Here is a 23,553-nt window from a genome sequence, read left to right as displayed (position 1 = left end):
AGCGGACTCCTAACGGAGGTCTCTTGTTGTCCCAGATGCGGCCGACGGGTCCCCGATGAGCCTGGCCGGGGGGAGAACACCGGTGGCCACCTCACCGGCGACCTCCGACAACCGCCGCCGGTGCGCGCGGGCGTACTCGCGCAGGGCCGTGTACGCCTCGTGCATCCCGAGGCCGGTGACCTCGGCCAGCACGCCCTTGGCCTGCTCGACGACCGTGCGGTGGTGCAGGGCCGCCTGCAGTTGCTCGTACACGATCGCCTCGTGCCGGATCGCCCGTTGCTGCAGGATCCCGATCGTCGCGACATCGGCCAGCGCCTGACCCAGCGCGATGCTGGCGTCCTCGATGGGCACCGGCGCGGCGCTCAGCAGGGTGAGCGCCCCGATGACGTCGTCGCGCAGCCGCATCGGCACCGCGCACGCCGCCCGGAACCCCGCGGCGACCGCGGCCGGGGCGAACGCGGGCCAGCGCGCGCCCTCCTCGGCCAAGTCCGAGCTGGACACCACCGCACCGGTGCGCACGCAGTCCAGGCACGGCCCCTGCCTGGTCTGGGCGGCGAACACCTCGACCAGGTGCGCGTGTTCGGACGACCCGGCGGCTGGCCGCCAGCCGCCGCGCTGGTCGGACAGGATCACCCCGGCCGCGTCCACCGCGAGCAGCTCCACCGCCCGCTCGGTGAGCAGGCCGAGGAACTCCAGCACGTCGAAATCGGCGACCAAGGTGTCAGCCAGTGCCACGAACGTGCTCGCGAGCTGCTGGTCTCGGGTGGTGCTCATCCAGTCGACCTTTCGTCACCACGCATTATTGCCCGTCCCTGCCGTCGGTGAACCGCAACGTGCGGGCCACGACCTGACGTGCGACCTCGGCCAGCGGCACGCCGGTGGAGAACGCGTGCGCCCGCAGCCGCAGCAGTGCCACCTCGGTGGTCGACCCCAACTGCACCTGGACCATCCCCGCGGCCTGGTGCACCTCCACGTGCGGGTCGGCCAACCAAGTCAGGTCCGCCACGTCGTGACCGTCGAGGTCGGTCACCACCCCCTGGGTCGCCAGGTCGGCCAGGACCAGCGCGCTCGCCATCTCCTCCCGGCTCAGCGGCCCCGCCGTGTCGCGGTAGAGGTCCAGCGACCCCAACCGGACAACGCCGACCTGCAGCGGGAAGGAGAACACCGCCGCGACGCCGAGTTCGCAGGCCGCTGGGGTGAACGCGGGCCACCGCGCCGCCTCGGCGACCAGGTCCTCCACCAGCACCGGCCCGCCCGAGGCGAAAGCGTCCAGGCAGGGGCCTTCGTTGACGGTCAGCTGCAGGTCCTCCAGACCGGAGCTGACCGGGTTGGTCGCGTAGATCAAGCCACGTCGCGGGCTCGCGCCCGGGGTGCCGGGCTGGTGGCTCAAGACTGTCGCCCCCGCTCCCGAGATCGACAGCTCCGCCACGCACAATTCGCATACCAGGCCCACCACGGACGCGTCCGGGTCCACCCGGCCCGCGGTCAACAGCGCCCGCAACCGCTGGACCCGGTCCTGCACCATGAGCCCTCCGCTCAACCCCGTGATCACCCTAGGGGTTGCGCGTGCTCCCCGCGTGACGCGGGGCCGGTCAACCGGGACCGTTCGTGCTCGACCGTCGGGGCAGGGAAACCCGCAGTGCGCGATCGCGCGGATGGCGCTAGTCTTGAGACTCTTTCGTCGGCATGTGCCCAGAACCCGCGCTGACGACGATCTCTTCATACCTCCGCACGCCCACGCGGCGTCCGGAAGGTCAGGAGTTGATCGTGGAGTCGAACCTCATCCCCTTCTCACCGGTCGACGCCGCCGGGACGAGAGGACCCCGTGGTCGCACGACGCGCCGGAGGCGACCGCGGCCGAAGCCCGGTTCGCCGGGGGTGCCCTACGAGGGCGCTTTCCGCGGTAGCTCGTTGCTCCGCCTCGCGATCAGCTGGCAACCGGTGGGGTGCGGCGTGGAGATGCGCATCCAGGTCACCGGTGACCTGGACATGGCCACCGCGTCGACCTTGGCCGAGGCCCTCACCCGCGCGCAGTTCGACCTCCGCCTGGTGCCGAACGCGACCGGGATCGCCCTCGACCTGCGCACCGTGTCCTTCCTCGGCGCGGCGGGCATGCACGTCATGGCCCGCGCGCACGCCACCGCCGCCGCCGCGGGGGTCGGGTTGCGGCTGATCGCCGATCACGCCGCGGTGACCAGACCCCTGGCGCTGACCGGTTTGGACCGGACACTCGACTTGAACCGCCCACCGCTCGCCGGACCGGCCAGTGCTCCGACGAGCGCGGTGGTACCCCGCCAGCGGGGCGAGCTCGGCGGCGGGACCGCCTGACACCGCACTACTTCCAGCCGGTCGCTCGTCTGATCGTCCACGGTGGATGGAGGTCGACTCTTCGCGCGGTGTGCTTTGGCGGCGGGCATTGTCGTGTGACCCGTCCGTGTGAGCCGCTGTCAGTAGGTGGAATCGAGCTCGCGGACCCGGGTGCGGCCGATGACGGGTCGGTGGCGGCGCCCCGCCTGATCGCCGCCGTGACCGGGCTGCTGACCGGGTTCGGCGCCGGGCTGGAAGACGACGCCGCCGTCTTGGCGGTGAGCGGGCCGCGATAGCGGCGACGAGTGCGCTCGCGGTCCCGTTGTGCCGACTCCAACGACATCACCGCCCGCTACCCGGCACGAAGGGCGAACAGCGGTGTCCGTGCCTGTCCATCATCGGTTTCCCACCGCTCTTCGTCGCCGGTCTCGGGTGGCCCGGCCCGGGGGCGCGCAGCCCCGTCGAACCCACCGCGTGGTGTTGTGGTCACCGCGGTTCGTCCTGTTCGGCGTCGAGGGGCACCGGCGCGCCCTGCGGGAGTGGCGACGTTGTTCCACTCCAGGATGTCGGCGGCGGTGGCGGTCGAGGCGACCTCGGCGGCGCGCAGCGCTGCCCGCGCGGCCCCGCCGGGTGTGGCGGGCGGGATCACCAGCAGCCGGGTTCGGACGTGGTCGGGCCCGATCACGGTGACGGTGTGGGGGTCGGTGGTGCGGACGCCCTCCATCCGCACCACCACGTCGCGCACGGTGAGCGTGTGCTCGCCCCGGTCCCAGGCGTCGGGGTTGTAGAAGACCCGCCGCACCGGTATCCCCGACGCCGCCAGCTCGGCGATCAACGGGGGGAACTCGGCCGCGGGGTCGGTCGACCTGGGCCACCAAGCCCCGTCCACGGAGCCCAGCGCGCCGTCGGGCGGTTTCCTCGACCACCGGCTCCGGGGTCCCGTTGTCGGGTCGGTGGTGGTGCTGGACTGGTTCGGTGTCATCTCGGCGGTCCCGCCCCCGGCCTGCCCGGCCGGATTCCCCGGTTCATCGGGGAGCGACAACCGTTCCCCGATGAACGCGTCTCGATTTCTGTTGGCACGTAGTCACTTCCCCGCGATCGTGTGCGGATCGGTTGCTCACCCACCGCCGCGCTGTGCGGTCGGGTCGGCCGTGGGCACGCCGAGCCGCGGACCTGCTTCTCCGGTGAAGCGGAACTCAACGGTCGTGGGCAGGTCCTCGAGATCGAGGGCCCGGCGAAGCCGGGGCACCCCACGGGCGGCCAGTGCGTGCCGGATGGCGCCCGGCTCGGCGTCCTGCTCAGTGGTGATCACCAGCGCCAGAGCCGGGTTGGCGCGGGTCCCGGCCAGGGTGCCGCGCGCCGCGAGCACGCCGGGGTAGGTCTCGGTCTCGGCCAGCAGCGGGGCGGTGGCGGTGCTCGCGGCCAGTCCGGTGCGGCCGGTGTCGGTGTCGAACCGCCATTGGTGGGCCTTCGGCTCGCGGATCACCTGCGCCACGAGCCACCGGAGGGCGAGCAGACCGAGGACGACCCCACAGGCCGCGGTGGCGTACCAGACCCACGTCGGTGGTGCGGGGTCGCCGGGGAGGAGGTGGCCGTCCGGCGGAAGTACGTCCAGCACGGCGAATCGGGTGCCCAGGGCGAACCCGGCGCAGGCGAGCAGCAGCAGCCCGGTCGCCGCCAACAAGGCGCGGTTGAGCCTCGAGGGCCGCTCGTGGCCGCTCACCGTGCCCGTCCCGACAGAACCCGGACGCGCACGGTGGGGCGTGCGGCTTGCCCGATCCGGTCGAGCCGGTGCTCCAGAGCCGCGCGCACGGCGTCAGCGACCCCGTCGGTGATCACCCGGTGGGTGGTGACGGTCGCGCTGATCGCGCGCTCGGTGAGCACGAGCCGCGCGGAGGCCACGCCGTCGACCGACGACGCTGTGGAGCGCAGGACGCGCCGCAGACCCCGGCGGGTCACCCCTGAGCTGATCGCGCGGTCGGTGTCCGGGTCGTCGTCGCGCAGCGGCAGGACAACGGGTGTGCCCGGCAGGAGCGCGCAGAGCAGCAGGCAGGCGCCCAGCACGGCGCACACCGACGCGACGACGGCGACGGCGGGGTCGCTCCAGCGCGCGTCGCGCAGAGCACCGAACACGGCGCGGGGATCCACCCACGGGGTCCGCCCGAGGAGCTGCTGCACGGCAACGGTGGTGACAAGTGCGCACGCGGCGAAGAGGACCAAGGCCACCACCACGGCGGGCGCGCTGCGGCGGGGGAACCGCGTCATCGGACCCTCCCGGCCGCAGGTGTTGCGGAACGCAGTGCCGTGACGGTGACCTCGACCCCGGACACAGCCAGCCCGGTGAGGACGCGGATCCGCCGGGCCAGGTGTTCGCGCACGTCCCCGACCACGCGGCGCACCGACATCGGGTACTCGATCGACAGCCGCACGTCGAGCGCGACGGCCGTGCCGGTGACGGTCGCGTGGACCTGGACGCCCCGCCGCGCACCGACCTCGACACCGAGCAGGCGGTGCGCCGAGCCGCCGACGCCGTGGACCTCGGTCGCCGCGCGCGCGGCGATCTTCGCCACGACACCGTCGGCGATGGTGAGGCTGCCCCGCCCGGCCGGGTCGGTGGTCTCCGGTGTTCTCGGCCGGATCCCGGTCGCTGGGGTCACGGTGGTCACCGCCGACCGCGGCCCGCCAGCGCGGACACGTCGAGCCCACCGTCGAGGACCCTGCCGACGACGAGCCCGGCCGCGCCGAAGAGCAGGACGAGGACGAAGGCGCTGAACCCGCCGAACGCGGTGGCGAATCCGAGCGCTATGCCGACGAGCACGCCGGTGGTGGTCGAGTTCACGGTGCCGTCCTCGCTGTCGTGGCGGGCGCGTGCGGTCGCGGTGCGCTGGGTACGGGTCGTCGCGGTGGCTCGAGTGCCGCGGCGGGGTGGGGGAACACCACGTCACCGATCCACACGTGCGGCGCGGGCCCGCCCGGGCCGACCTCGGCGACGGTCGCCGGGTACCGCGCGACCACCCCGACGGCGATCTCGGTGGCCCGGACCCGGACCCCGTCGATCCTGCGCCCGGGCAGGTAGGTGGCGATCTCGCCGTACCTCCCGCTGTGCGGCCCCGCCACCTGCGGCAGGGCGTTCACCGCCGCGGCGACGACGGCCGCCTCGATCTCGGGGGTCACTGCACGCGGCCGACGACTGTGGCGTTGCCACCCTCGTCCTCGTCCGGGATGTGGACGTCGGTGACGGCGACGTTGACCTCGACGACCTCCAGCCCGGTCATCTGCTCCACCGCGCCGATGACGTTGCGGCGCACCGACCTGGCCAGGTCCCCGATGGACACCCCGTACTCGACGAGGATGTTCAGGTCGACGGCGGCCTGCCGCTCGCCGACCTCGACCGAGACGCCCTGGCCCGCCGAGGCGGTCGCGCCGGGGATGCGCTCGCGCAGCGCGCTCAACGCGCGCGCCGCGCCACCGCCGAGCGCGTACACCCCGGCGACCTCCCGGGTGGCCAGCCCGGCGATCTTCTGCACCACGGTGTCGGCGACCGTGGTGGTCCCCCGGTCCGATGTGGACCTGCTCGTCGGCAGGGGGGCGACCTCGGCGTTGGTGTTCTGGTTGGGCGTCTTCGACGTGGCGGCGGGTGTAGTCATGTGCTCTCCTCGATCGTGCGCTGAGCGGGCGCCACCGGACGAATGGCCCGGGAGCGGTTGTCGGGACAGCCCGGAGGGGTCCTTGATGGGCACACCGCGGATCGGGTGGCGAGAAGCGAGGATCGCCGCTCTCCAGAACCCGGCGTCGCCTGGGTCCGGGGCGGCTGCTGTGGTGGCCGAGTGCCCCGTCCCGGGTCTCCCAAACCACACCGGGCGTGCCGATGGGCGCGACCACCCCGGCTGAGTCGTCCACGGCTCACCCGCGCAGCCTGCTCACCCGCGTTCCCGGTGCCGCTATCGGCTTACTGGCAACACATCTGGACTTGTGCGGGTAGTGGGGTGCTTCCCGGACCGGTTTGACTGGGTGTATGCGAAGAATCACCCATCGCACCAACAAGGTCGTCGGGGGTGTGGCTGTGGTGTGCCTGGCCACCACCCTCACCGCTGTTCCCGCCGCCGCGGGCGAGGAGGTCCTGCTGGGGTTCACCGCGGCCCATTCCGCCGCGCAGCACCGCGTGGAGCGGGACTTCATGGCCGCGATCGACCCGGCGCAGGCCCGTGAGCTGAACACGACGATGTCCTCGCGGCCGCAGCTGGTCGGGACGGAGGGCAACAGGGTCGCGGGGGAGTACGCGCTGGGCAAGCTGCGCCAGTGGGGACTGCCCGCCCGCCATGTGCGCTACTCGGTGTACGGGTCCGTCGCCAAGGAGATCAAGGTCGACATGACCGCGCCGAGCAAGCGGTCGTTGAGCGTCAAGGAGAAGCCCTACCCGGGGCAGCGGTACCTGGAGGAGGCCGTTGTCGGGTACAACGCGTACTCGCCCGCGGGTGACGTCACCGGCCAGGTCGTGTACGTCAACTACGGCCTGCCCGAGGACTACCGGACACTGGCCGAGCTGGGCGTGGACGTCCGCGGCAAGATCGTGCTGGCCCGCTACGGCGGCAGCTTCCGCGGGGTGAAGTCCAAGGTCGCCCAGGAGCACGGCGCGAAGGGCGTGATCATCTACTCCGACCCGCTCGACGACGGGTTCGTCAAGGGGCCGGTGTACCCGCAGGGGCCGTGGCGGCCCGCGGACTCGATCCAGCGCGGCAGCGTCCAGTACGTCTTCCAGTACCCCGGCGACCCGCTGACCCCCGGTGAGCCGTCGGTGCCGGGGACCGACCGGATCGACCCGGCGGACGCGGACAACCTGCCCCGGGTACCCACCACCCCGATCTCCTACGGCGAGGCCCAGCACCTGCTGCGCGCGCTGGGCGGCCCCGCGGTCCCGACCGGCTGGCAGGGCGGCCTCGACTTCCCGTACCGCGTGGGGCCCGGTCCGACCGAGGCGCACCTGGGGCTGGACATCGACTACCGGCAGCTCCCGGTGGACAACATCGTCACCGAGATCACGGGGCGTACCCACCCCGACGAGAAGGTCATCATCGGCGCCCACCGGGACGCCTGGGTCTACGGCGGCGACGACAACACCAGCGGCTGGACCTCGGCGCTGCAGATCGCCTACGGCCTGTCCCGACTGCAGAAGACCGGCTGGCGCCCCGAACGGACCATCGTCATCGCGGGCTGGGACGGCGAGGAGTACGGCTTGCTCGGCTCGACCGAGTGGGTCGAGCAGCTCGCCCCCGAGCTGCGGCGCGGCGCGGTCGCGTACCTCAACATGGACGGCACCGCGGGCCGCTCGTTCTCCGCCGCGTCGGTCCCCGCCTTCGACGACCTGCTCACCGCCGTCACCAAGTCCGTCCCCGACCCCTCGCACGGCACGGTCCACGCCAACTGGACCGCCCAAGGCACCCCGAAACCCGGTCGCCTCGGCAGCGGCTCGGACTACACCGCGTTCCTCGACCGCCTCGGCATCGCCTCCGCCGACCTGGGCTTCAGCTCACCCGGCGGCAACTACCACAGCACGATCGACGACCCCCGCTTCATCGACCGCTTCCTGGACCCCGGCTTCCGCTACCAATCCGTCGCCGCCAAGACCACGGGATTGGTCGCCCTACGCCTGACCCAAGCCGACATCATCCCCCTCAACTACTCCGACTACGCCCGCGAAACCCTCACCTACCTGGCCGACACAGCCAAACGCGGCATCGACGTCACCGCAGCCACCAAGGCCGCGCAGGAGTGGTTGCGCGCGGCCGAGGACCTGGAGTCCACTCGCGACAAACTCCTCCGCGACAGAACAGGCGGCGGCCACGACAAGTACACCCGCCTCAACAAGTCGATCCTGGCCCAAGAACGCGCCCTGACCCGCCCCGAAGGCCTACCAGACCGCCCCTGGTACCGCCACCAGATCTACGCCCCCGGCACCTACACCGGCTACGCCACCAAACTCCTCCCCGGCGTCAACGAACCCCTGGACCACAACGACCCCACCACAGCCACCCGCTGGCTGACCCTGTTGACCAAGTCCCTCAAAAACGCCACCCACGCCGCAGACCACTGATCTTCGCAAGCGGGGTGCTCGACTCGGCATCGGGTCGAGCACCCCGTTCTGGCCGGCTCGCCTGCTGCGCGGCCGGGTTTGGGAAGTTTTGCTTGTGAGGATCTTGCTGAGATGATCACGGGGTGAGCGAGGACACCGCCGAGGTCGGTTCGCGCGAGGCCGTCTTGATCGGCGTCTCCACCTACACCGACCTCGCCCTTCCGGACATACCGCAGGTCAGGAACAACCTCGAAGACATGGCGCAGGTCTTGCGGGAGCAGGGCGGATTTCGTGTCACGGTTGTGCTTGATCCGGACAGCGTGCTCAGCGCCATGGCTCCGATGGTTCAAGCTGCGGACCGTGCCCGTGACATGTTGCTGGTCTATTTCGTCGGGCATGGGCTGGTTGATCGACGACACGAGCTGCTCCTCGGACTTTCCGACGTCACACCAGAGCATCCGGAGTTCGCCGCGCTGCCCGCCGAGACGGTGTCCAATGTGATCCTGGACAGCCCAGCGCTTGCTCGGGTTTTGATCCTTGACTGCAGCTTCAGCGGACGGGCTGCGCTAGGAACATCTGGTGTGTCTCACGCTTTTGAGCCGCATGGAATGTACTTACTCACTTCGACTGGGACAAGTCAGAGAGCGTTGGCTGCCGAGGGAGAGTTGTATACCGCCTTTACTGGAGAGTTGATCCGAGTCCTTCGGAACGGCATTGTGGGCTCTGGTGATGAGCTGACATTGGACGATGTGTACGAGTCCGTTCGACGTAGCCTGGTTACGCGTGGCTTCCCGACCCCTGTGGCGAGACGTGATTTCACCGCTGGGCAAGCACCCGTGGTGCGCAATCTCGCAGGCGACAAGCCGCCACCCACTGACGGTGAGCCTCCTGCGGTGGTCGGAGATTCTGGACCACCGGACCCGCCCGCCCGACTGAGGCTGGCGGATGAGGACCTGGACTGGACTGACGACAGCCCGGCCGTGACCGATCTGCTCAATCGAGGTCCTCTTGCCACGGTGATCGGATTGCGCCTGGTTGAGATGCACGTGATGCGTCCTGCGACTTCTTTCCTGCTGCACCTCGACGGACCGTGGGGGTCGGGCAAGAGCACGCTGCTCAACCTGATGGACGCTCGTTTGAGCGGGTACTTCCGCGTAGCGCGGTTCGACGCGTGGCGTGAATCTCGGCTCGCGCCTGCTTGGTGGTCGCTGTTGACTGCTCTGCGCGCGGAGATACGTCGCAGCAGGCCTCGGTGGCGTCGGCCGCTGCTGCGGCTTCGCGAGTCCCTCGCGCGGGTGCGGCGCACCGGCGCGCCCTACCTGGTGGCGCTGGCCCTGGTGATCGCGCTGTCCGCTGGGATCGCGACGCTGATCTGGCCCCCCGGCGGCGCGATCACCGGTTGGGAGAAGCCGCTCAAGGTGATCGCCGCGCTGGCCGCGGCGCTCGCCACCTTGGCAGGCGGCGCTCTGCTGGCCGCACGATTGCTCTTGTGGGACTCGGTGCGCGGTGCGCGGCTGTTCGAGCAGACCCAGGAGAATCCGATGGCCGATATCGCGGCGCACTTCCGTTGGCTGCTGGAGCGGTCAGACAAGCCGGTGGTGTTCTTCGTAGACGATCTGGACCGGTGCGACCACACGTACGTCGTAGACCTGCTGGATACCGTGCAGACCCTCGTGCGGGCGACAGGCGACTCGCGCGAACGAACCCCGCGAGCAGCGTACTTCGTGGTCGCCGCGGACGGCGCGTGGCTACGCCGCAGTTACGAGACTCGGCATAATAGCTTTACCGCAAGCGCAGACGAGTTCAGCGCTCCGCTGGGATACCTATTTCTGGACAAGCTGTTCCAGCTCACTGTTCCCATGCCCGCGCTGTCCGGTGCCGCGCAGTCCGCTTTTCTGGACGATATGTTGTGTATCGCTCAACCTCCACATCAAGTAGATGCTGATGCCCCGGTTTCCTCGTCGGTCGTCAAAGCGCGGGAATCGTACCGCGCCGGAGGTCTGGAAGCGCGACTGCGAGCGTTCGAAGAGGAGCGCGCGGTGTCAGTCGTCGCTGCGCTCTCGAGCGCGACAGAGCGCAAACGGGCTGAACACACCCTGCGGAAGTTCGCCTCGGTGCTGGGAGATAATCCGAGGTCGGTCAAGAAGTTTGTCAACACGTTCAGTCTTCTACGCGCTATTCGCTTCTTGGAGGACTCTGACGTCGAACCGGACGACCTGGCCTTGTGGTCGCTCGTCGTGGTCCGCTGGCCAGACATCGCACACCATCTGGCCAGCTACCCAGACGCCGTGGCGGGCCTGCTACAACCACTTTTCCGTGACGACCACTTCCCGGAGCGGCTGCGCGCCTCCGCCGCGTCCGCGGACCTTCGCGCGATCATGCACGCGTCCGAAGGAGGACCCCTCACCTCAACGATCATCCGCAAGTGCTGCGGTGGTCCACCGGATTTCTGAATCACCCTTGGTTGCGATGGGGGAGAAGGTAGCGATGAGCGGCGGCAGGTGCGCTCCCAAGCACCGAGTGCGTGCGGCTCGATGAGCCGCACGCACTCGGTGCTCAGCGCGTTCCCGAGCCCAGGATCAGCCGTGATCCAGGTGCCGCGCGGTCGTCCACATCGGACCCCGGCGGGTACGCGGTGGCCGTGTAGCTGCCGCACACCACGAAACCGTCGCCTGTCTGGGAGGTGAGGGTCAGGAAGTGCAGCCGGTCGCGCCACTTCGGTGTGACGGCGCAGAACTGGGCCATCTCCGCGGCGGCCACGGGTTCGGCGACGCTGATCTCCAGCGGTCGGTACGCGGTCCGCAGCTTGACCCCGACGACGTGGTGGAACCGGAGCACGATCGTGTCCTGGTCGGCGTCGGGGACCGTGCGCAGTTCCAGTTCCGCGTGCGCGGCGCCGTAGCGCCACACCCGGAAGTCCCGGTCGAAGGTGATCGGTTGGCCGTCACTGGCCGAATGGGTTGGCAACCGGCTTCCCGTTCTCGTAGAAGGTGACCCTCGACCAGGAGCTCGGGTTGTCCTGGATGTAGCTGAGCTCCCAGGCCGTGGCGTGCTCGCCGCCGTTCGGGTTGACCCCGCGGCCCTTCTCGGCGAAGGCCTTGGCGTTCGCGGCGCCGATGCCGTCGAGGTTGAAGTGGATCGGGGTCTTGCCGTCGGTGACGAACCCCTTGAGCTCGTTCACCCAGTTGTCGCCCATGGACGGCCAGTCCGTGTAGGCCCGCGCCCCGACCCGGTCGGAGAACTCGAACAGCGCCATGTCACCCGCCTCCACCTCGCGGAAGCCGAGCGCGATCCCGTTGCAGTTGTGCACCAGGACCGGCGTGCCCCCGGCCAGCACATAGTACGTGTGGTCGGTGGCCACGGTGAGGTTGTGGACCTGCTGGTCGAGCACCCAGTACGCCCGGGTGCCGAGCACCACCCGCGTCCCGCCCGCCGGGGTCCGCAACTCGTCGCCCGCCGCCAGGTGGTCGGCGCGGACGAACGCGCCCTTGCCCACGACCCAGAACGGGTGACCGTCGGTCGCGACCAGGTGCCCCGGGTCGTCACCGCCCTCGACCGACACGTCGACCAGGTGCTTGAGCCCCTTGCCCAGGATGGTGGCGGTCACCGGACGCGCGGTGACCTCGCCCGTCGCCGGGTCGGTGGCCAGGACGAGGTCACCGATGCGCAGGTCCTCGATGGCCCGGTGCGACCCGTCGGCCAGCACGACCTGGGTGCCCGGTACGAAGCTGTTGCACGGCGGGATGATCGGCTCGCCGCCGCGCCACCGCACTCCCGGGGCCGCCCCGAGCACGGCTCCCACCACGGCGGACAGCGCCATCTTCGAGACGTCGGAGCAGTCCTCCACGCACTGCCCGGCCATGCCGGACACGGCACCGACGGCGGCCATGCAGGCCAGCCCGCCGGTCTCCGGGCACAGCGCCAGCCCGACCAGGGCGACCGTGGTCGACACGGCGAACCCCTTGAACGCGTCCCAGTAGTCGCCCGCGGTCGCCTTGCCGTAGAAGGCCGTGCGCGCGTAGCGCATCAGCGCCCGGTTGGCGTGCGAGGCCGGGTCGTTCCAGCTGTCCGGGTTCTGCTTGATGATCATCTCGGCCTGCTCGCGGAACCGCTGCATCCGCTCCGGCGGGATCTTCGGCAGCCGGTCGAGGTTGGCCTTGGCCTCCGCCTTGGCCGCCCGCTCGTCGTTGATCCGCTGGTACTTCGCCGGATCGGTCTGCCAGCCGGGGCCCTCGTAGAAGCAGGCGGGTCCGCACTCCTGGTACAGCCCGGTGGGGTCCCACCCGCTGGTCGGGTTGCCGGTGGCGTAGGCGTAGCCCGTCCAGGTCCGCGGGTCCTTGATGTCGAAGTCGGGGTCGACCGAGGCGAACCGGCCGAGCACCGGGTCGTAGGGCCGGGCACCGATGTCGACCAGGCCGGTGCTGGAGTTCGCGGGCATGTTGAGGAACCCGCGGTTGTCCGCCCACGGCCCGCCCTGCACGGCGCCGAGCTGGTTGCCGTACGGGTCGAACTCGCGGCGGGTGACCGCGAACCCGACACCGGACACCGCGACCTGGGCGGTGCTGTGGTGGTCGGTCTGCAGGTACTCCGGGGACGCCCCGCCGACCCGCCTGGCGACCACGACACCGTTGTGGCTGTAGTAGCGGGTTCCCGTGACGGTCCCGCTGGCGGTGTCGCGGGCGAACTCCTGGCCCGGCAGGTAGAGGATCACCTTGCCCGGCTCGCGGCGGATGAGCTGCTTTCCGTCGGCGTCGTAGACGTAGGTGGTGTCACCGGAGGGCGACTGGACCTTCGCGAGGCGGTTGTTCTCGGTCCAGGTCAGCGTGTGCGCGCTGCCGTTGACCGTGCGGGTCGAGGTGTTGCCCGCGTTGTCGTAGCCGAAGGTGGACGAGTTGGTGCCGCCGGGACCCGACACGGCCGTCGAGGTCAGCGCGTGCGGGCGCGCGACACCGGCACCGGGGGTCGGGTAGGTGTAGCTCGTTGTCGTGTCGGCCTGGCCGATGCCGTGCTGGGTCTGGCCGGTGCGCAGCCCGATGTCGTTGTGCGTCCACGACGTCCAGTACGGCGACGCGCCGCCGACGGTGACCGCGCCCGGGGTCGTGCTCGGTTGACCGGTGCAGTTGTCGGTCGCGGTCCAGGCATGGTTCAGCCGGTCGAGGCTGTCGTAGCCGAAGCACTGGGTGCGCGTGGTGTTGGCGGGCGCGCCCTGGCCGTTGACGATCTTCGTGAGGTTGCCCGCCGGGTCGTAGGTGTAGCGCAGGTCGTCGACCAGGGGCGTCGCCCGCTGCACGGAGAGGTTCGTGTGGTCGACGACGTGCGTGCGCGGGTCGCGCTCGTAGGTCAGCGTGCCCGCGTTGTTCCCCGAGCTGAGCTGGTACTGCGCGCCCTCGCCGTAGGCGGAGTAGGTCGAGCCGGAGACGTAGTCCCACACGTTGCTGCGGGTCTCCGCCGGGTTGCCGTACTTGTTGACCACGAACGTGATCGCCTCGCCCGGCAGGCCGCCCTTCGTCGGGAGGGCGACGCCGGTGGGCTGGCCGGTCGTGGTGTAGGAGAACGTCGTGGTGTACAGGCCGTTGAGCCCGGTGTCGTAGGTGGGGACCTGCACGACGTTGTTCTGCGGCAACCCGAGCGAGTTGTACCCGCTCACGCCGACGAGGTAGTTGCCGTTCGCGGTGTACCTGGTCGTCGAGGCGAGCTTGCCGACGCCGCCGGTGGCCGTGTCGAACGCCCACGAGGCGAGCTTCACCCGGCCCGCGCCGACACCGCTGTACTCCGCGGTGCGCCTGCCCAGCACGTCGTTGTCGTAGCTGAGCACCTGCCCGCGACCGTCGGTGGTGGCGGTGATCTGCCCCGCGGCGTCGTAGGCCGTGGTGGAGTGGCCGGTGTCGGGATCGGTCAGGCCGACCCGCCTGCCGAGGAAGTCGTACTCGTACTCCCACTTGTCGCCCACCGCGTCGGTGCTGCGGTCGAGCTGGTTGAGGGCGTTGTAGTGGAAGGTCGTGGCCACCGCGGTGCCGCCGGTGACGACGTTCCCGGTCACGGTCGGCGGGGTCTTGTAGTCCCGCAGCTCGGTGTTGTTGCCGCGCGCGTCGGTGATCACCGTGCGGATCACGCCGCCGGTCGGCGGGAACGTGGTCGTGCGGTCGCCGCCGTACACGGTGGTGGCCGTCGCCTTGGCCGTGGCGCCTTGGTAGGAGGTCTGGCTGGTCGAGCGTCCGGCGGCGTCGTAGCCGGTGACCGTGCGGTCGTCGACCGAGGCGTCGGGCACCGACACCAGTGTCGTGCTCGGCGCGCCGGTGGTGACGTAGCGGTTGTGCGAGCGCACCACCCAGCCGTGCGAGTCGTACACGGTCTCCGCGACGACCCGGTTGTTCACCCCGGTGGGGTCGCTCATGTCGTCGGCCTGCGTCTGGCGCTGCCTGCCGAACGCGTCGAGCAACGAGATCGACGTGACGTAGTTGGTGCCGGTCCCGTAGTCGACCAGTGTCCTGGTGGTCACCGCCAGCGGACCGTTGGTGCGCAGTAGGTAGAGGTACTCGATGTTCGGGCTGTCACCCGCGGTCTTCGACCGCCCGGGGTTCCAGACCGCGGTCGCGCGACCGAAGACGTCGTAGGTGGCGTCGGTCGCCCGGTTGCCGACGTCGACGGTGTGCACGGCGTTGCCCCGCGAGGGTTCCAGGACTACGGACGCGGTCTGGTTCTTGGGGTTCTTGGTCTCGATCTGGCTGACGATGCCGCCGTCGGCAGGCGTGTAGGTGGTCTGCGTTTCCCGGTTGAGAGCGTCCTTTTGCGACACAGTGCGACCGGAGGCGTCGAAGGTCGACGTGGCTGTGGTCTGGAAGGTGAGCGTGCCACCCGCGTTCGCGGTCGCGGCCTCCGACGCCGTCGCGTCACCGGCACCGGTCACCGCGCCCAGCGTGGTCTGCTGGTCGTAGTACTGCCGCTGCGACGAGGCGATCGGTGCGGGCGCCACCACCGGTCCGGTGGTGGGGCAGGCGGCGGCGGACGACCACGTCTGCGCGACCCGGTCGCGGATCCACGAGGTCGTGTTGTCGGCGTAGCTCACCGTTGTGCACTGGTCGGGGAGCCCGTCCGCGGTGGACGAGGTGGAGACCTTGCGGCCCACGGCGTCGTAGCGGTTCGTGGCGGACACGGTGCGCACGCCACCGGCCGCGAGCGTGGTGATCTCGCGGGTGCGGGTAGTCGCGACGATGTCGGCCGTCGCGGCGGGCAAGCCGGTGCGGGCGCGCGTCGCGGTGGTGGCCAGCTTCGCCACCTGGGTCAGCGACGTGCTCAGCTGTGCGCCGCCCGAGCCGAGGAAACCCTGGACCTCGTGCGGGGTCCCGGCGAACTGGTCGTCGTCGGGGTAGGTCTCGCCGAGCGAGTTGGTGATCGACACCGAGCGTTGCTGGTTGCCGGGCAGCCGGTCGCCGTTCATGCCGCGGAAGTAGGTGGTCTTGCTGAGCGTTTGTGCGTCGGGGACGCCGTTGATGAGGTTGCCCGGGTTGCCGGTGCGGGTTTCGACCTGGCCGTAGCCGCGGAATTGGCCGTAGGTGCGGTTCGCGGGCTTGACGAGTTCGTTGTCGTCGTAGTGCCATGCGGGGGTGCCGAGGTAGCTGTAATCGGTGCGCTGGGTCGGAGAAACCCCGTTCCCGTCCTGGAGTTCGACCCGGCTGACGGGGTAGATGTGGAAGAAGTCCAGGGTGGGGTTCTGGTTGAGCGGCAACGTCCAGTAGACCGGGTAGCACCGTTTGGCGTTGTTGGGCAGGTCCGTCGGGACCGTGGCCGCGGTGCACTCGGCGGGGAGGTAGGACACGTTGTAGTGGCCGCCGGTCTCGCTGGCCACATCGGTCAACCGCCAGTGCGCCATCGCGGGCTGGCCGTTGTAGCCGGCGACCCGGTTGTCCAGCAGTTGGCTGGAGAAGGTCACCGGGGTGCTCGCCGTGCCGACGCCCGCGCTGGTGTAAGCGGTGCGCACCAACTGGTCCAGGCGCAGTTCCGGGTCACCGAGGGTGGGGAAGGTCTGGGTGAGGGCGTAGGAGTCGACCTTGATGGGGCCTGTGCCGGTGTTGTACTGGGTGGTGATGGTTGTGAGGCGCTTGGTGGACCAGAAGCTGGGTGAGTGGTTGTTGCAGGTGGTGCCGGAGAGGCATTGCTGGTCTTGGGGTGTGTCTGGCCAGGAGGCGGCGTTGGCGGCGGTGAACTGGGCCGGTGCGCAGGTGATCGCGCCTGACGGGGTGCAGCGCTCGGTCACGTCGAAGGTGACCTGGCCGGGGACGGTTCCGGTGTAGACGGAACCGCTGGTCTTGCGTAGGCCGTAGTCGATGCGCTTGAGGGTGCCGCCGCGGGTGTACTGGATGCCGGTGGTGCCGTTGTTGGCGCTGTAGTAGTTGGTTTCCGGCGTGTAGTAGTAGAGGGCGGCGTTGCCGTGGGTGTCTTCGACGTAGTCGAGGTTCCAGCGCCAGGCCTGGTTGCATTGGGATTGCGCGAAACCTGCTGCGTTGTAGCAGGGGTCACCGTTGCGCGGTCCGTAGACGCGGGTGGTCCAGGTGGAGTTGGTGGTGTCCTGTGTGGTGCGTCCGGGGCCGTCGTTGCGGCCGAAGTAGTACTGGGTGCCGTCGGTGGTGGTGATCCGCCAGTGCTCGCCGTTGCGGGCACCGTTGCTGACGCCGGTGAGCAACTCAACGCGAGTGCCGTCGTCGGAGGCGGGGCGCCAGGTGCCGTCGGCGTCGTTGCGGATCAGGGAGGTGGAGTGCCCGCTGAGGCTCATGGTGACGATCTGACCGGCCCAGCACAGGTCCCCGGTCTGTTGCGCCTGCGGCAGGGTCGTGTCGTCCGAGCAGGAGCGGTAGCTGCGCTCGATGAAGCCGGGTGAGTACTCCCAGCCCTGGCCGATCCACGAGCTCTGGTTGTTGGTCGCGGCCGTGCGACCGTCCACACTGGCCGAGTTGTAGGACAACCCGATCTTGGGAGTGGGCGCCGTTCCCGCGGCGACCGGTGGCACGGTGATCGGGTACGACCAGGTGAACGCCCCGGTGCTCCCGGTCACACCCCAGGAGCCCGACGGTTCCAGCGAGCTGGCGGTGAACTGGCCGTTCGCACCCTGCGCGGCCGCGGTGAGCGCGAGCACGGCGGGCTTGGCCAACGGCAGACCGGCGGCGGTCACCGACTGGCTCGCGGGGTCGTTGCGCGAGTCGATCGGGGTCTGCACCTGGCAGGCGGGCACCTCGGGCGTGGTGAGCACGCAGTCCGGCAGCCGCACCAGGCGGGCCCGGCCACCGAAGTCGCCGCCGCCCGCGTGGCGGAACGAGGAGTAGTCGACGGTCACCGCGGCCGAGTCGGTCGTCCCCTTGGCGGACGCCAGCGCGAGGACCACCCCGGCGACACCGGACCGCTCGGCGATCGATCGCTCGGCCACCCGCACCCGCACGGTGGACTCGCCCGAGCGGCTAGCCGCACCGGCCGCCACCCGCACCGGCAGGTCCCCGGCCTGGTGCGCGGCCGCGCCGAGCCCCCGTTCGCTGGCGTTGCCCCGCTCAGCGAGCGGTCGCGCGCCGAGCACCACTTCGGCCGATCCGGCCGCAGGCCACCTCGTCGCCGCCCGCGCCGCGCCGCCTGCCGGAGCAGCTGCTGCCTTGGTCGTCAGCGGGAAGTCCGTGTGCGGGATCACCCGGTCCCGGGGCGCCGCGGGCAGCCGCGATGGCGCGGCACTCGACTCCGGCGGGTCGATCGTGGCGATGGTGGTCGACACCAGCGCGAGCAACACCGCCACCACCACCCACCGCGCGCGCCGCGCGATCCGGCGGAAATGGGCAGCACTCAGCAACAACCCGTTGGACATTTACCCCACCCCAGTGCGAGAGCCATGTCTTGGCCAACCTGAAGTGACTAAACCAGATCGACGGCTCGCGGAAAAGAGCCGGCCCCCGCCCGCGGCGCGGCACCCAGGAAGATCGACCAGATGGCCGCAACGGCCAATATGTCCGAAAAGCCAGAATGGCCGGTCTTGTCCTGACCTGCGCAACCGCGCCGCGCGGCGTCGGTGCGAGATCATTTCCTACGGGTAGTTCGTCGCATTGGTCGGATAGCGGTCAACAATCGGACCGAGCTGGAAACAAAGCACTTCCTTAGTGCGAGTTCTTATGGAGTCTGACTCGCTCTACCGCGACGAGGCAGCGCCCCGGAGGGATTCCGCGAACGATCTTCCAGTCGCTGATCATTTCGGGATGACGATCCAAGTTGGTCGAATCTAGTCACGATCTCCCCGATGTTCCGGGTGGCCACCGATGACCTAGTCCGGGTGCAGGCCGGGCTCGTCGGTCAGGTGTGGGGCCAGAGGGGTGGGGCTCAGCGAGGTGTCGTCTTCGCCTGTTTCTAGGAGGGTGTTGGCGGCGCCGACGATTCGGGGGTCTGGGGTGCCGACGGTGGTGGGGTCCTGGTTGGTGTAGTTGAGGCGGGACAGGACGCTGCGCATGGCTTCTAGGCGGGCTCGGCGTTTGTCGTTGCTCTTGACCACTGTCCACGGGGCGTGAGGGGTGTCGGTGGCGCGGAACATGGCGACCTTGGCCTGGGTGTAGTCGTCCCAGCGGTCCAGGGCTGCCAGGTCGTTCTCGCTGAGCTTCCACCGCCGGACGGGGTCGACTTGGCGGATGATGAAGCGGGTCCGCTGCTCGGCGCGTGAGACGGAGAACCAGAGCTTCACCAGGACCACGCCCTCGTCGACCAGCATCCGCTCGAACTCCGGTGCCTGCCGCAGGAACCGCTGGTACTGCTCGTCGTCGCAGAAGCCCATGACCCGCTCGACGCCCGCGCGGTTGTACCAGGACCGGTCGAACAGCACCATCTCCCCGGCGGTGGGCAGGTGGTTGACGTAGCGCTGGAAGTACCACTGGCCGCGTTCGCGCTCGGTGGGCTTGCCGAGGGCGACCACCCGGGCCCCGCGCGGGTCGAGGTTCTCGGTGAACCGCCGGATCGTCCCGCCCTTGCCCGCGGCGTCGCGGCCCTCGAACACGATCACCACCCGCTGGCCGGTGTCCTGGACCCAGCGCTGCAGCTTGAGCATCTCGATGTGCAGCAGCCGCTTGGCCCGCGCGTACTCCTGACGCCCCAGCCTGCGCGTGAACGGGTAGTTCTCCCGCCACGTGTCGACCACCGACCCGTCCGGGCGGAGCAACTCCGGCTCCTCGCCGTCGACGAAGTGGACCTTGATCTCCTCGGACAACTCGGGGAAGACCGCCGCCGCGGACCGGAGTTCGTGCTCGACCATGCCGGTCTAGTACCCCGGACACCGAGAACTAATCCGACATTCCACCCACGTTGGGTGCTCCGTGTGGCCGTGGCTCACCTGCGGACCTGATCGCCCAGGGGTGCGCGTGGCGGGTAGGCGGCTGGCGGCATGCGCACTCTTGCGCGGAGGCGCTCCCCGCGACACCCGGCTGCGGCAATCGGGTCCGCTCGCAGTCCTGGGTGAGGGAGCCGTCAGGTGGCGTGCGCGGGGCGGACAGGTTGGCGGAGGATGGTGCGGAGCTTGCTGGGATCAGTGCGCCGGGCGTCGGAGAGGTAGATCTCGTGGTGGCGATCTCGCGGGGAGAGGCCCTCGGCGGGCATGAACTCGTCGTGCATGCGGGCGATGGTGGGTGCCTCGTCGTCGTAGGGTCCGATGTGGAGGGTCTGGACGCAGGTGCCTTCGTGCAGCGCCTCGAAGCGCACGTCTGCCACCGCGCTGATCTTCTTGGTCTCGAGGGCCTGCGCGGCGGCGACGGCCACGATCTCCGGGGTGATCCAGTCCGGCTGCACGATCATCAGCGTCCAGTCCCAGGCGTCCTTGTCCCGGGTGTGGAACACGGCCAGCTCCGGCGCCGACCAGAGCCCCTCCAGCGGTCCGACGGTGTGCACGCGTCCCAACTCCTTCTTGGCGATGGCGCGCACGGCGTAGGACGTGGCATAGAGCGCCGTGACCACGTCGACGTAGCGTGGTGAGGTGTTGGGATCGCCGTGGCCGTCGGCCATGAGGAACCACATCCGGGGGATGTCGACGACGTCGAACCTGGCTTGCTTCGCCGAGTAGCAGCTGGACCGGTCCTTCTTGACGTCGTAGTTGTCCACTACGCACTCTCCTCACGTGGCTAGGTGGGTAGCAAACCATGACGGCGGGTAACGCCGATGGTGTGGTCGCGATGAGTCCACCGTGGGTCGAGTGGGGCGCGTCGCGCTGATAGCAGTGGTGGCCGTGGTGCTGGCGGGCGTGGCGGTGGCAGTGTTGCTCCTCGACGGACGCCAGGTGAGCGGTAGTGCGGTGCCGGTCAGTGCCGCGCCGTTGACCAGCGACCAAGCGCGGGGGTTGGGCGCCGACCTGACCAGCGGGGACGAGTCGCGCGTGCGGCGGGCGGTCGCCGTATCGCCCGAGCAGCCGTTCGACCCAGGGTTCGTGGCGTCGTTGGCCGCCGCACCGGTCGAGCTCGACGCGGCCACCTTCCAGGTCGAGCCGGACGGGTCGGCCCACGTCTCGGCACGGGTGGGCGGTGCGCGGTGGACTGTCTGGCTGGTCGCGGTCGAAGGCCGGTGGCTGATCAGCTCCACGGAGGCCGTCCAGTGACCCGGCGCGTGGTGGTGCTGGTGCTGTGCCTGGTCTCCCTGGTGTGCGCGGTGCCTGCTCGGGCGCAGTCTTCGTCCGGGCAGTGCGGGGATGCCAGGTCGACCGCGGCGGAAGTGGGTCAGGCCAAAGGCAAGCGACCGGTCGTGTTCGTGCACGGTTGGACCGGCGATCCGATGACCGACTCGGCGCGGAAGCTGTCCGACCAGCTCGGCGGGAAGATCAGCACGTACACGTTCGACTACAGCAAGTGGTCGTCCTACTGGGCTTCCGACCCGCACATCGCGCCATGCTTGGCGACCTACCTCGGACAGGTCTCCGCCGCCTACAAGAAGGCGGGCGGCGACGGCAAGCTCATCGTCGTCGCCCACTCCATGGGTGGGCTGGCGGTGCGGTACGCGCTCACCCCGGAGTTGGCGAAGGTCGTGCCGTACGTGATCACGCTCGGGACCCCGCAGCTGGGCTCCCCCTGGGGCGGCGAGGGTGGTCCGGCCAGGCTGGTGGAGGTGTTCCAGCACGCGCTCGGCAAGAAGCTGCCGCCCGCCGACGGCCGCGACGGCGGTAAGTGCCTCGCCGAACACAGCAAGGGCTCGTCGCTGCCGCGCGGCTGTGGTGACCTGCCGCCATGGCTCCCCACCGGCGTCAACCTCACCCAGATCGGCGGCGACGCGACGGTGAACCGGACGTTCTTCGGGTGGACCGCCTACTCCATCCCCCTGGCCAGCGACGGCGTGGTGCCGCTGTCGTCCGCGCACGGCTACTCGATCTCCGGTCCGACGGGAGTGCCGCCAGTTGACGGTGGGAAGTCCTATTCGCGGCGGGATACGTGCTCTGTCGACTTTGGATTCGTCAACCGTGCAGCGCATGAGTTGTCGTTCGTGCCCGCTTCGATGGCGCTGGACTATGTCACCTTGCAGGACCTGCAGAAGGATCGTTTCAGCCTGCCGGTCCAGGCGTACCTCGGCGGTGTGACGATCGCGGCCGCGTGCTCGCATGTGCGGTTGCCTACCGACCAGAGCGCGGTCAACCAGGCTACTGAGGTGATCAAGGCGGCGCTGGCGGAGCTGGGCAAGGTCGAGCAGGGTGCCACGAAGGTTGTGAACGTCGTGGGGGTGGACAAGTCGGGGAACCCGGCTGCGGGGTGGTCTGTGGAGGGGGACAGCGAAGAGGTTGACGGATGCGTGGCCTCGCCCGCTGCCGTGGGCAAGGATGTCGTGGAGTGTGCCCCCTCAGCCGCGAGCGCACTCGCCTGCTGGGTGACCCCGAACCGCCGAGACCTACTCTGCGGCGGCTACCCGTGGGAGAAGACCTTGCGCAAGGTCATTTCCACGACCCCGGTCCCCGACATCGTTGCCCCGGCCACCAACGAACCCTGGGGCCTCGAACTGGAAACCGGCGCAAAATGCCTACTACGCAACGGCGGCGCCTGGGGCGGCAGAGCCGACGACTACGTAGGCGCATACTCCTGCGACGGCGGCCAGTCGGACTTCGTCCTGGTAGCGAACAATGCTCGGACCTTTGTTAACCGGGAAGGTCTAGTATGGACAGTGCAGGTGGGCAAACTTGGCGTTTCGGATGAGGTCTTCCCGCCTCCCACGACCAAGAAAGTACGCACCGCCTACTTCGCCGCGGCGCCCTAGGTCTTGCTGCGGGAGAGGGTTGGATTGGGGCTAGGAGCCGTGTTTGTCCGTGTCTACGGCGAGGATTTTGGCGGCTAGGTGGGTGTTGGTGGCTGCTTGGACGGTGAGGAGCATGGAGTCGTTGTAGATGGTGTCGTTGGCGTTGGTGGTGTCTCGGCCAGTGTGGGTGGCGTAGGGGGCGGCTGTGTAGACCTTGTCGTTGAGGGCCTCGTCGAACATTAGTTGGGTGATGAGGGCTTTGGTGTTGTTGAGGTGCACCATGGCGTGGATGTGCACGGTGCGGCCGCGGTACCAGCCGGGCCAGATCGTGGTGAAGCGGACCACGCCGTCGGTGTTGGTCACTTGGGCGCCGCGTAGGTAGCGCTTGTCGTCGGTGGGGACGAGGTCGGCCATGTCGCCGGAGCCGGGTGGGGCGCCGCTGGGAGGGTCAGCAGGACCGCCGCCGGGGGGAGCTAGGGCGCCGCTGGGGGCGGGGGCGCCGCCGGGCATGCCTTCGCCGCCGCCGGTGGACTGGGATTCGGCGCCGGAGTAGAGGCCTGCGGCGTCGCAGTGCCAGATCTCGACGACGACGTCCTTGAGGGGGGTGCAGCCTTCGCTGTCGACGACCTTGAGGGCCAGGTCCAGACGGGTGCCTTGGCGGTCTTCGCGGATGTCGCCGCGGATCTTGTCCGCGTCGAAGTAGTAGGGGCCCTGGGTGGTGGTCGGGGAGAGGATGCAGGTGGTGGCACTCGCGAGCAACGCGGCGGGGTCCGCTCCGGCGGCCGCCGTGGTGGCCGTGGCGGTGGTGCCCGAGTCTTTGCCGCCGCACGCCGCGACCACTCCGGCGAGGGTGAGACTGCCGAAGACCACCGTGCGCCTGCTGACCCGCTTCCCGTCGTCGTTCAGCACGTGAGCGCCCATGAAACCTTCTCCTCCTGGCAGACCGGCCGCACCCGACGCTAGTG

At 69.7% G+C, this 23,553-nt stretch carries 19 protein-coding genes; 5 read left to right on the top strand and 14 right to left on the bottom strand.

Going from position 1 to position 23,553, the window contains the following annotated elements; all coding sequences use genetic code 11:
- Positions 1 to 9: 9 nt before the first annotated feature.
- The gene (locus tag LV75_RS17950; RefSeq protein ID WP_253888072.1) at positions 10 to 774 is read right to left on the bottom strand and encodes a GAF and ANTAR domain-containing protein; all 765 of its coding nucleotides are present in this window, start codon (positions 772 to 774) and stop codon (positions 10 to 12) included.
- Positions 775 to 799: 25 nt separating this feature from the next.
- Positions 800 to 1,525, bottom strand: coding sequence for a GAF and ANTAR domain-containing protein (locus LV75_RS17945; protein ID WP_253888071.1), 726 nt, complete (start codon positions 1,523 to 1,525; stop codon positions 800 to 802).
- Positions 1,526 to 1,767: 242 nt separating this feature from the next.
- On the opposite strand from LV75_RS17945, the gene LV75_RS17940 reads away from it, so the two are divergent.
- Entirely contained in the window at positions 1,768 to 2,328 is a 561-nt protein-coding gene (locus LV75_RS17940) for an STAS domain-containing protein (protein WP_253888070.1), read from the top strand.
- A 331-nt stretch (positions 2,329 to 2,659) separates the two neighbouring features.
- On the opposite strand, the gene LV75_RS17935 is transcribed toward LV75_RS17940, so the two are convergent.
- The 7 genes from LV75_RS17935 to LV75_RS17905 all read right to left on the bottom strand — a co-directional run bounded on the left by LV75_RS17935 (position 2,660) and on the right by LV75_RS17905 (position 5,954).
- Entirely contained in the window at positions 2,660 to 3,289 is a 630-nt protein-coding gene (locus LV75_RS17935) for a DUF5994 family protein (protein ID WP_253888069.1), read from the bottom strand.
- A 135-nt stretch (positions 3,290 to 3,424) separates the two neighbouring features.
- Positions 3,425 to 4,030, bottom strand: coding sequence for an alkaline shock response membrane anchor protein AmaP (locus LV75_RS17930; protein ID WP_253888068.1), 606 nt, complete (start codon positions 4,028 to 4,030; stop codon positions 3,425 to 3,427).
- Positions 4,027 to 4,572 (bottom strand): DUF6286 domain-containing protein, encoded by a 546-nt coding sequence (locus LV75_RS17925; protein WP_253888067.1) that lies wholly within the window; start codon positions 4,570 to 4,572, stop codon positions 4,027 to 4,029. Before LV75_RS17925 ends, LV75_RS17930 begins: the two co-directional genes overlap by 4 nt.
- Positions 4,569 to 4,964 carry an Asp23/Gls24 family envelope stress response protein gene (locus LV75_RS17920; RefSeq protein ID WP_253888066.1) on the bottom strand — a complete coding sequence of 132 codons (396 nt, stop codon included), beginning with the start codon at positions 4,962 to 4,964 and terminating at the stop codon, positions 4,569 to 4,571. Before LV75_RS17920 ends, LV75_RS17925 begins: the two co-directional genes overlap by 4 nt.
- Positions 4,965 to 4,969: 5 nt before the next feature.
- On the bottom strand, positions 4,970 to 5,146 hold the full coding sequence (locus LV75_RS17915; protein WP_253888065.1) for a hypothetical protein: 177 nt from the start codon (positions 5,144 to 5,146) through the stop codon (positions 4,970 to 4,972).
- Complete coding sequence (locus tag LV75_RS17910; protein WP_253888064.1) at positions 5,143 to 5,481, bottom strand: hypothetical protein; 339 nt, start codon at positions 5,479 to 5,481, stop codon at positions 5,143 to 5,145. Before LV75_RS17910 ends, LV75_RS17915 begins: the two co-directional genes overlap by 4 nt.
- On the bottom strand, positions 5,478 to 5,954 hold the full coding sequence (locus LV75_RS17905) for an Asp23/Gls24 family envelope stress response protein (protein WP_253888063.1): 477 nt from the start codon (positions 5,952 to 5,954) through the stop codon (positions 5,478 to 5,480). The genes LV75_RS17910 and LV75_RS17905 overlap by 4 nt, the downstream gene beginning before the upstream one ends.
- 368 nt (positions 5,955 to 6,322) lie before the next feature.
- On the opposite strand from LV75_RS17905, the gene LV75_RS17900 reads away from it, so the two are divergent.
- Together LV75_RS17900 and LV75_RS17895 are read left to right on the top strand one after the other, a co-directional pair.
- Entirely contained in the window at positions 6,323 to 8,398 is a 2,076-nt protein-coding gene (locus LV75_RS17900; RefSeq protein ID WP_253888062.1) for a M28 family peptidase, read from the top strand.
- Between the two features lie 122 nt (positions 8,399 to 8,520).
- A complete protein-coding gene (locus LV75_RS17895) occupies positions 8,521 to 10,830 on the top strand; it encodes a caspase, EACC1-associated type (protein ID WP_253888061.1) in 2,310 nt (769 codons plus the stop codon).
- Positions 10,831 to 10,933: 103 nt separating this feature from the next.
- On the opposite strand, the gene LV75_RS17890 is transcribed toward LV75_RS17895, so the two are convergent.
- From LV75_RS17890 to LV75_RS17875, 4 genes are all read right to left on the bottom strand, one after another.
- Positions 10,934 to 11,344, bottom strand: a complete 411-nt coding sequence (locus LV75_RS17890; RefSeq protein WP_253888060.1) for a hypothetical protein — start codon at positions 11,342 to 11,344, stop codon at positions 10,934 to 10,936.
- Positions 11,322 to 18,218, bottom strand: a complete 6,897-nt coding sequence (locus LV75_RS17885) for a polymorphic toxin-type HINT domain-containing protein (protein WP_253888059.1) — start codon at positions 18,216 to 18,218, stop codon at positions 11,322 to 11,324. Before LV75_RS17885 ends, LV75_RS17890 begins: the two co-directional genes overlap by 23 nt.
- A gap of 450 nt (positions 18,219 to 18,668) precedes the next feature.
- Complete coding sequence (gene ppk2 / locus LV75_RS17880) at positions 18,669 to 19,643, bottom strand: polyphosphate kinase 2 (protein ID WP_253888058.1); 975 nt, start codon at positions 19,641 to 19,643, stop codon at positions 18,669 to 18,671.
- 212 nt (positions 19,644 to 19,855) lie between these two features.
- Entirely contained in the window at positions 19,856 to 20,482 is a 627-nt protein-coding gene (locus LV75_RS17875; protein WP_253888057.1) for a GyrI-like domain-containing protein, read from the bottom strand.
- Positions 20,483 to 20,564: 82 nt separating this feature from the next.
- Here LV75_RS17875 and LV75_RS17870 point away from each other — a divergent pair, with 82 nt between their 5' ends.
- Both LV75_RS17870 and LV75_RS17865 read left to right on the top strand, forming a co-directional pair.
- Positions 20,565 to 20,972, top strand: a complete 408-nt coding sequence (locus LV75_RS17870; RefSeq protein WP_253888056.1) for a hypothetical protein — start codon at positions 20,565 to 20,567, stop codon at positions 20,970 to 20,972.
- Complete coding sequence (locus tag LV75_RS17865) at positions 20,969 to 22,609, top strand: esterase/lipase family protein (protein ID WP_253888055.1); 1,641 nt, start codon at positions 20,969 to 20,971, stop codon at positions 22,607 to 22,609. The genes LV75_RS17870 and LV75_RS17865 overlap by 4 nt, the downstream gene beginning before the upstream one ends.
- A gap of 30 nt (positions 22,610 to 22,639) precedes the next feature.
- Here the strand turns inward: LV75_RS17865 and LV75_RS17860 are convergent, their stop codons facing one another.
- Positions 22,640 to 23,509, bottom strand: coding sequence for an intradiol ring-cleavage dioxygenase (locus LV75_RS17860; protein WP_253888054.1), 870 nt, complete (start codon positions 23,507 to 23,509; stop codon positions 22,640 to 22,642).
- Between the last annotated feature and the right edge of the window lie 44 nt (positions 23,510 to 23,553).

It is taken from the genome of Actinokineospora diospyrosa, assembly GCF_024171925.1.
GTDB classification, from domain to species: Bacteria; Actinomycetota; Actinomycetes; order Mycobacteriales; family Pseudonocardiaceae; genus Actinokineospora; species Actinokineospora diospyrosa.
Note: the sequence above shows the minus strand (reverse complement) of the source record. Positions and strands in the feature narration are given on the sequence as shown.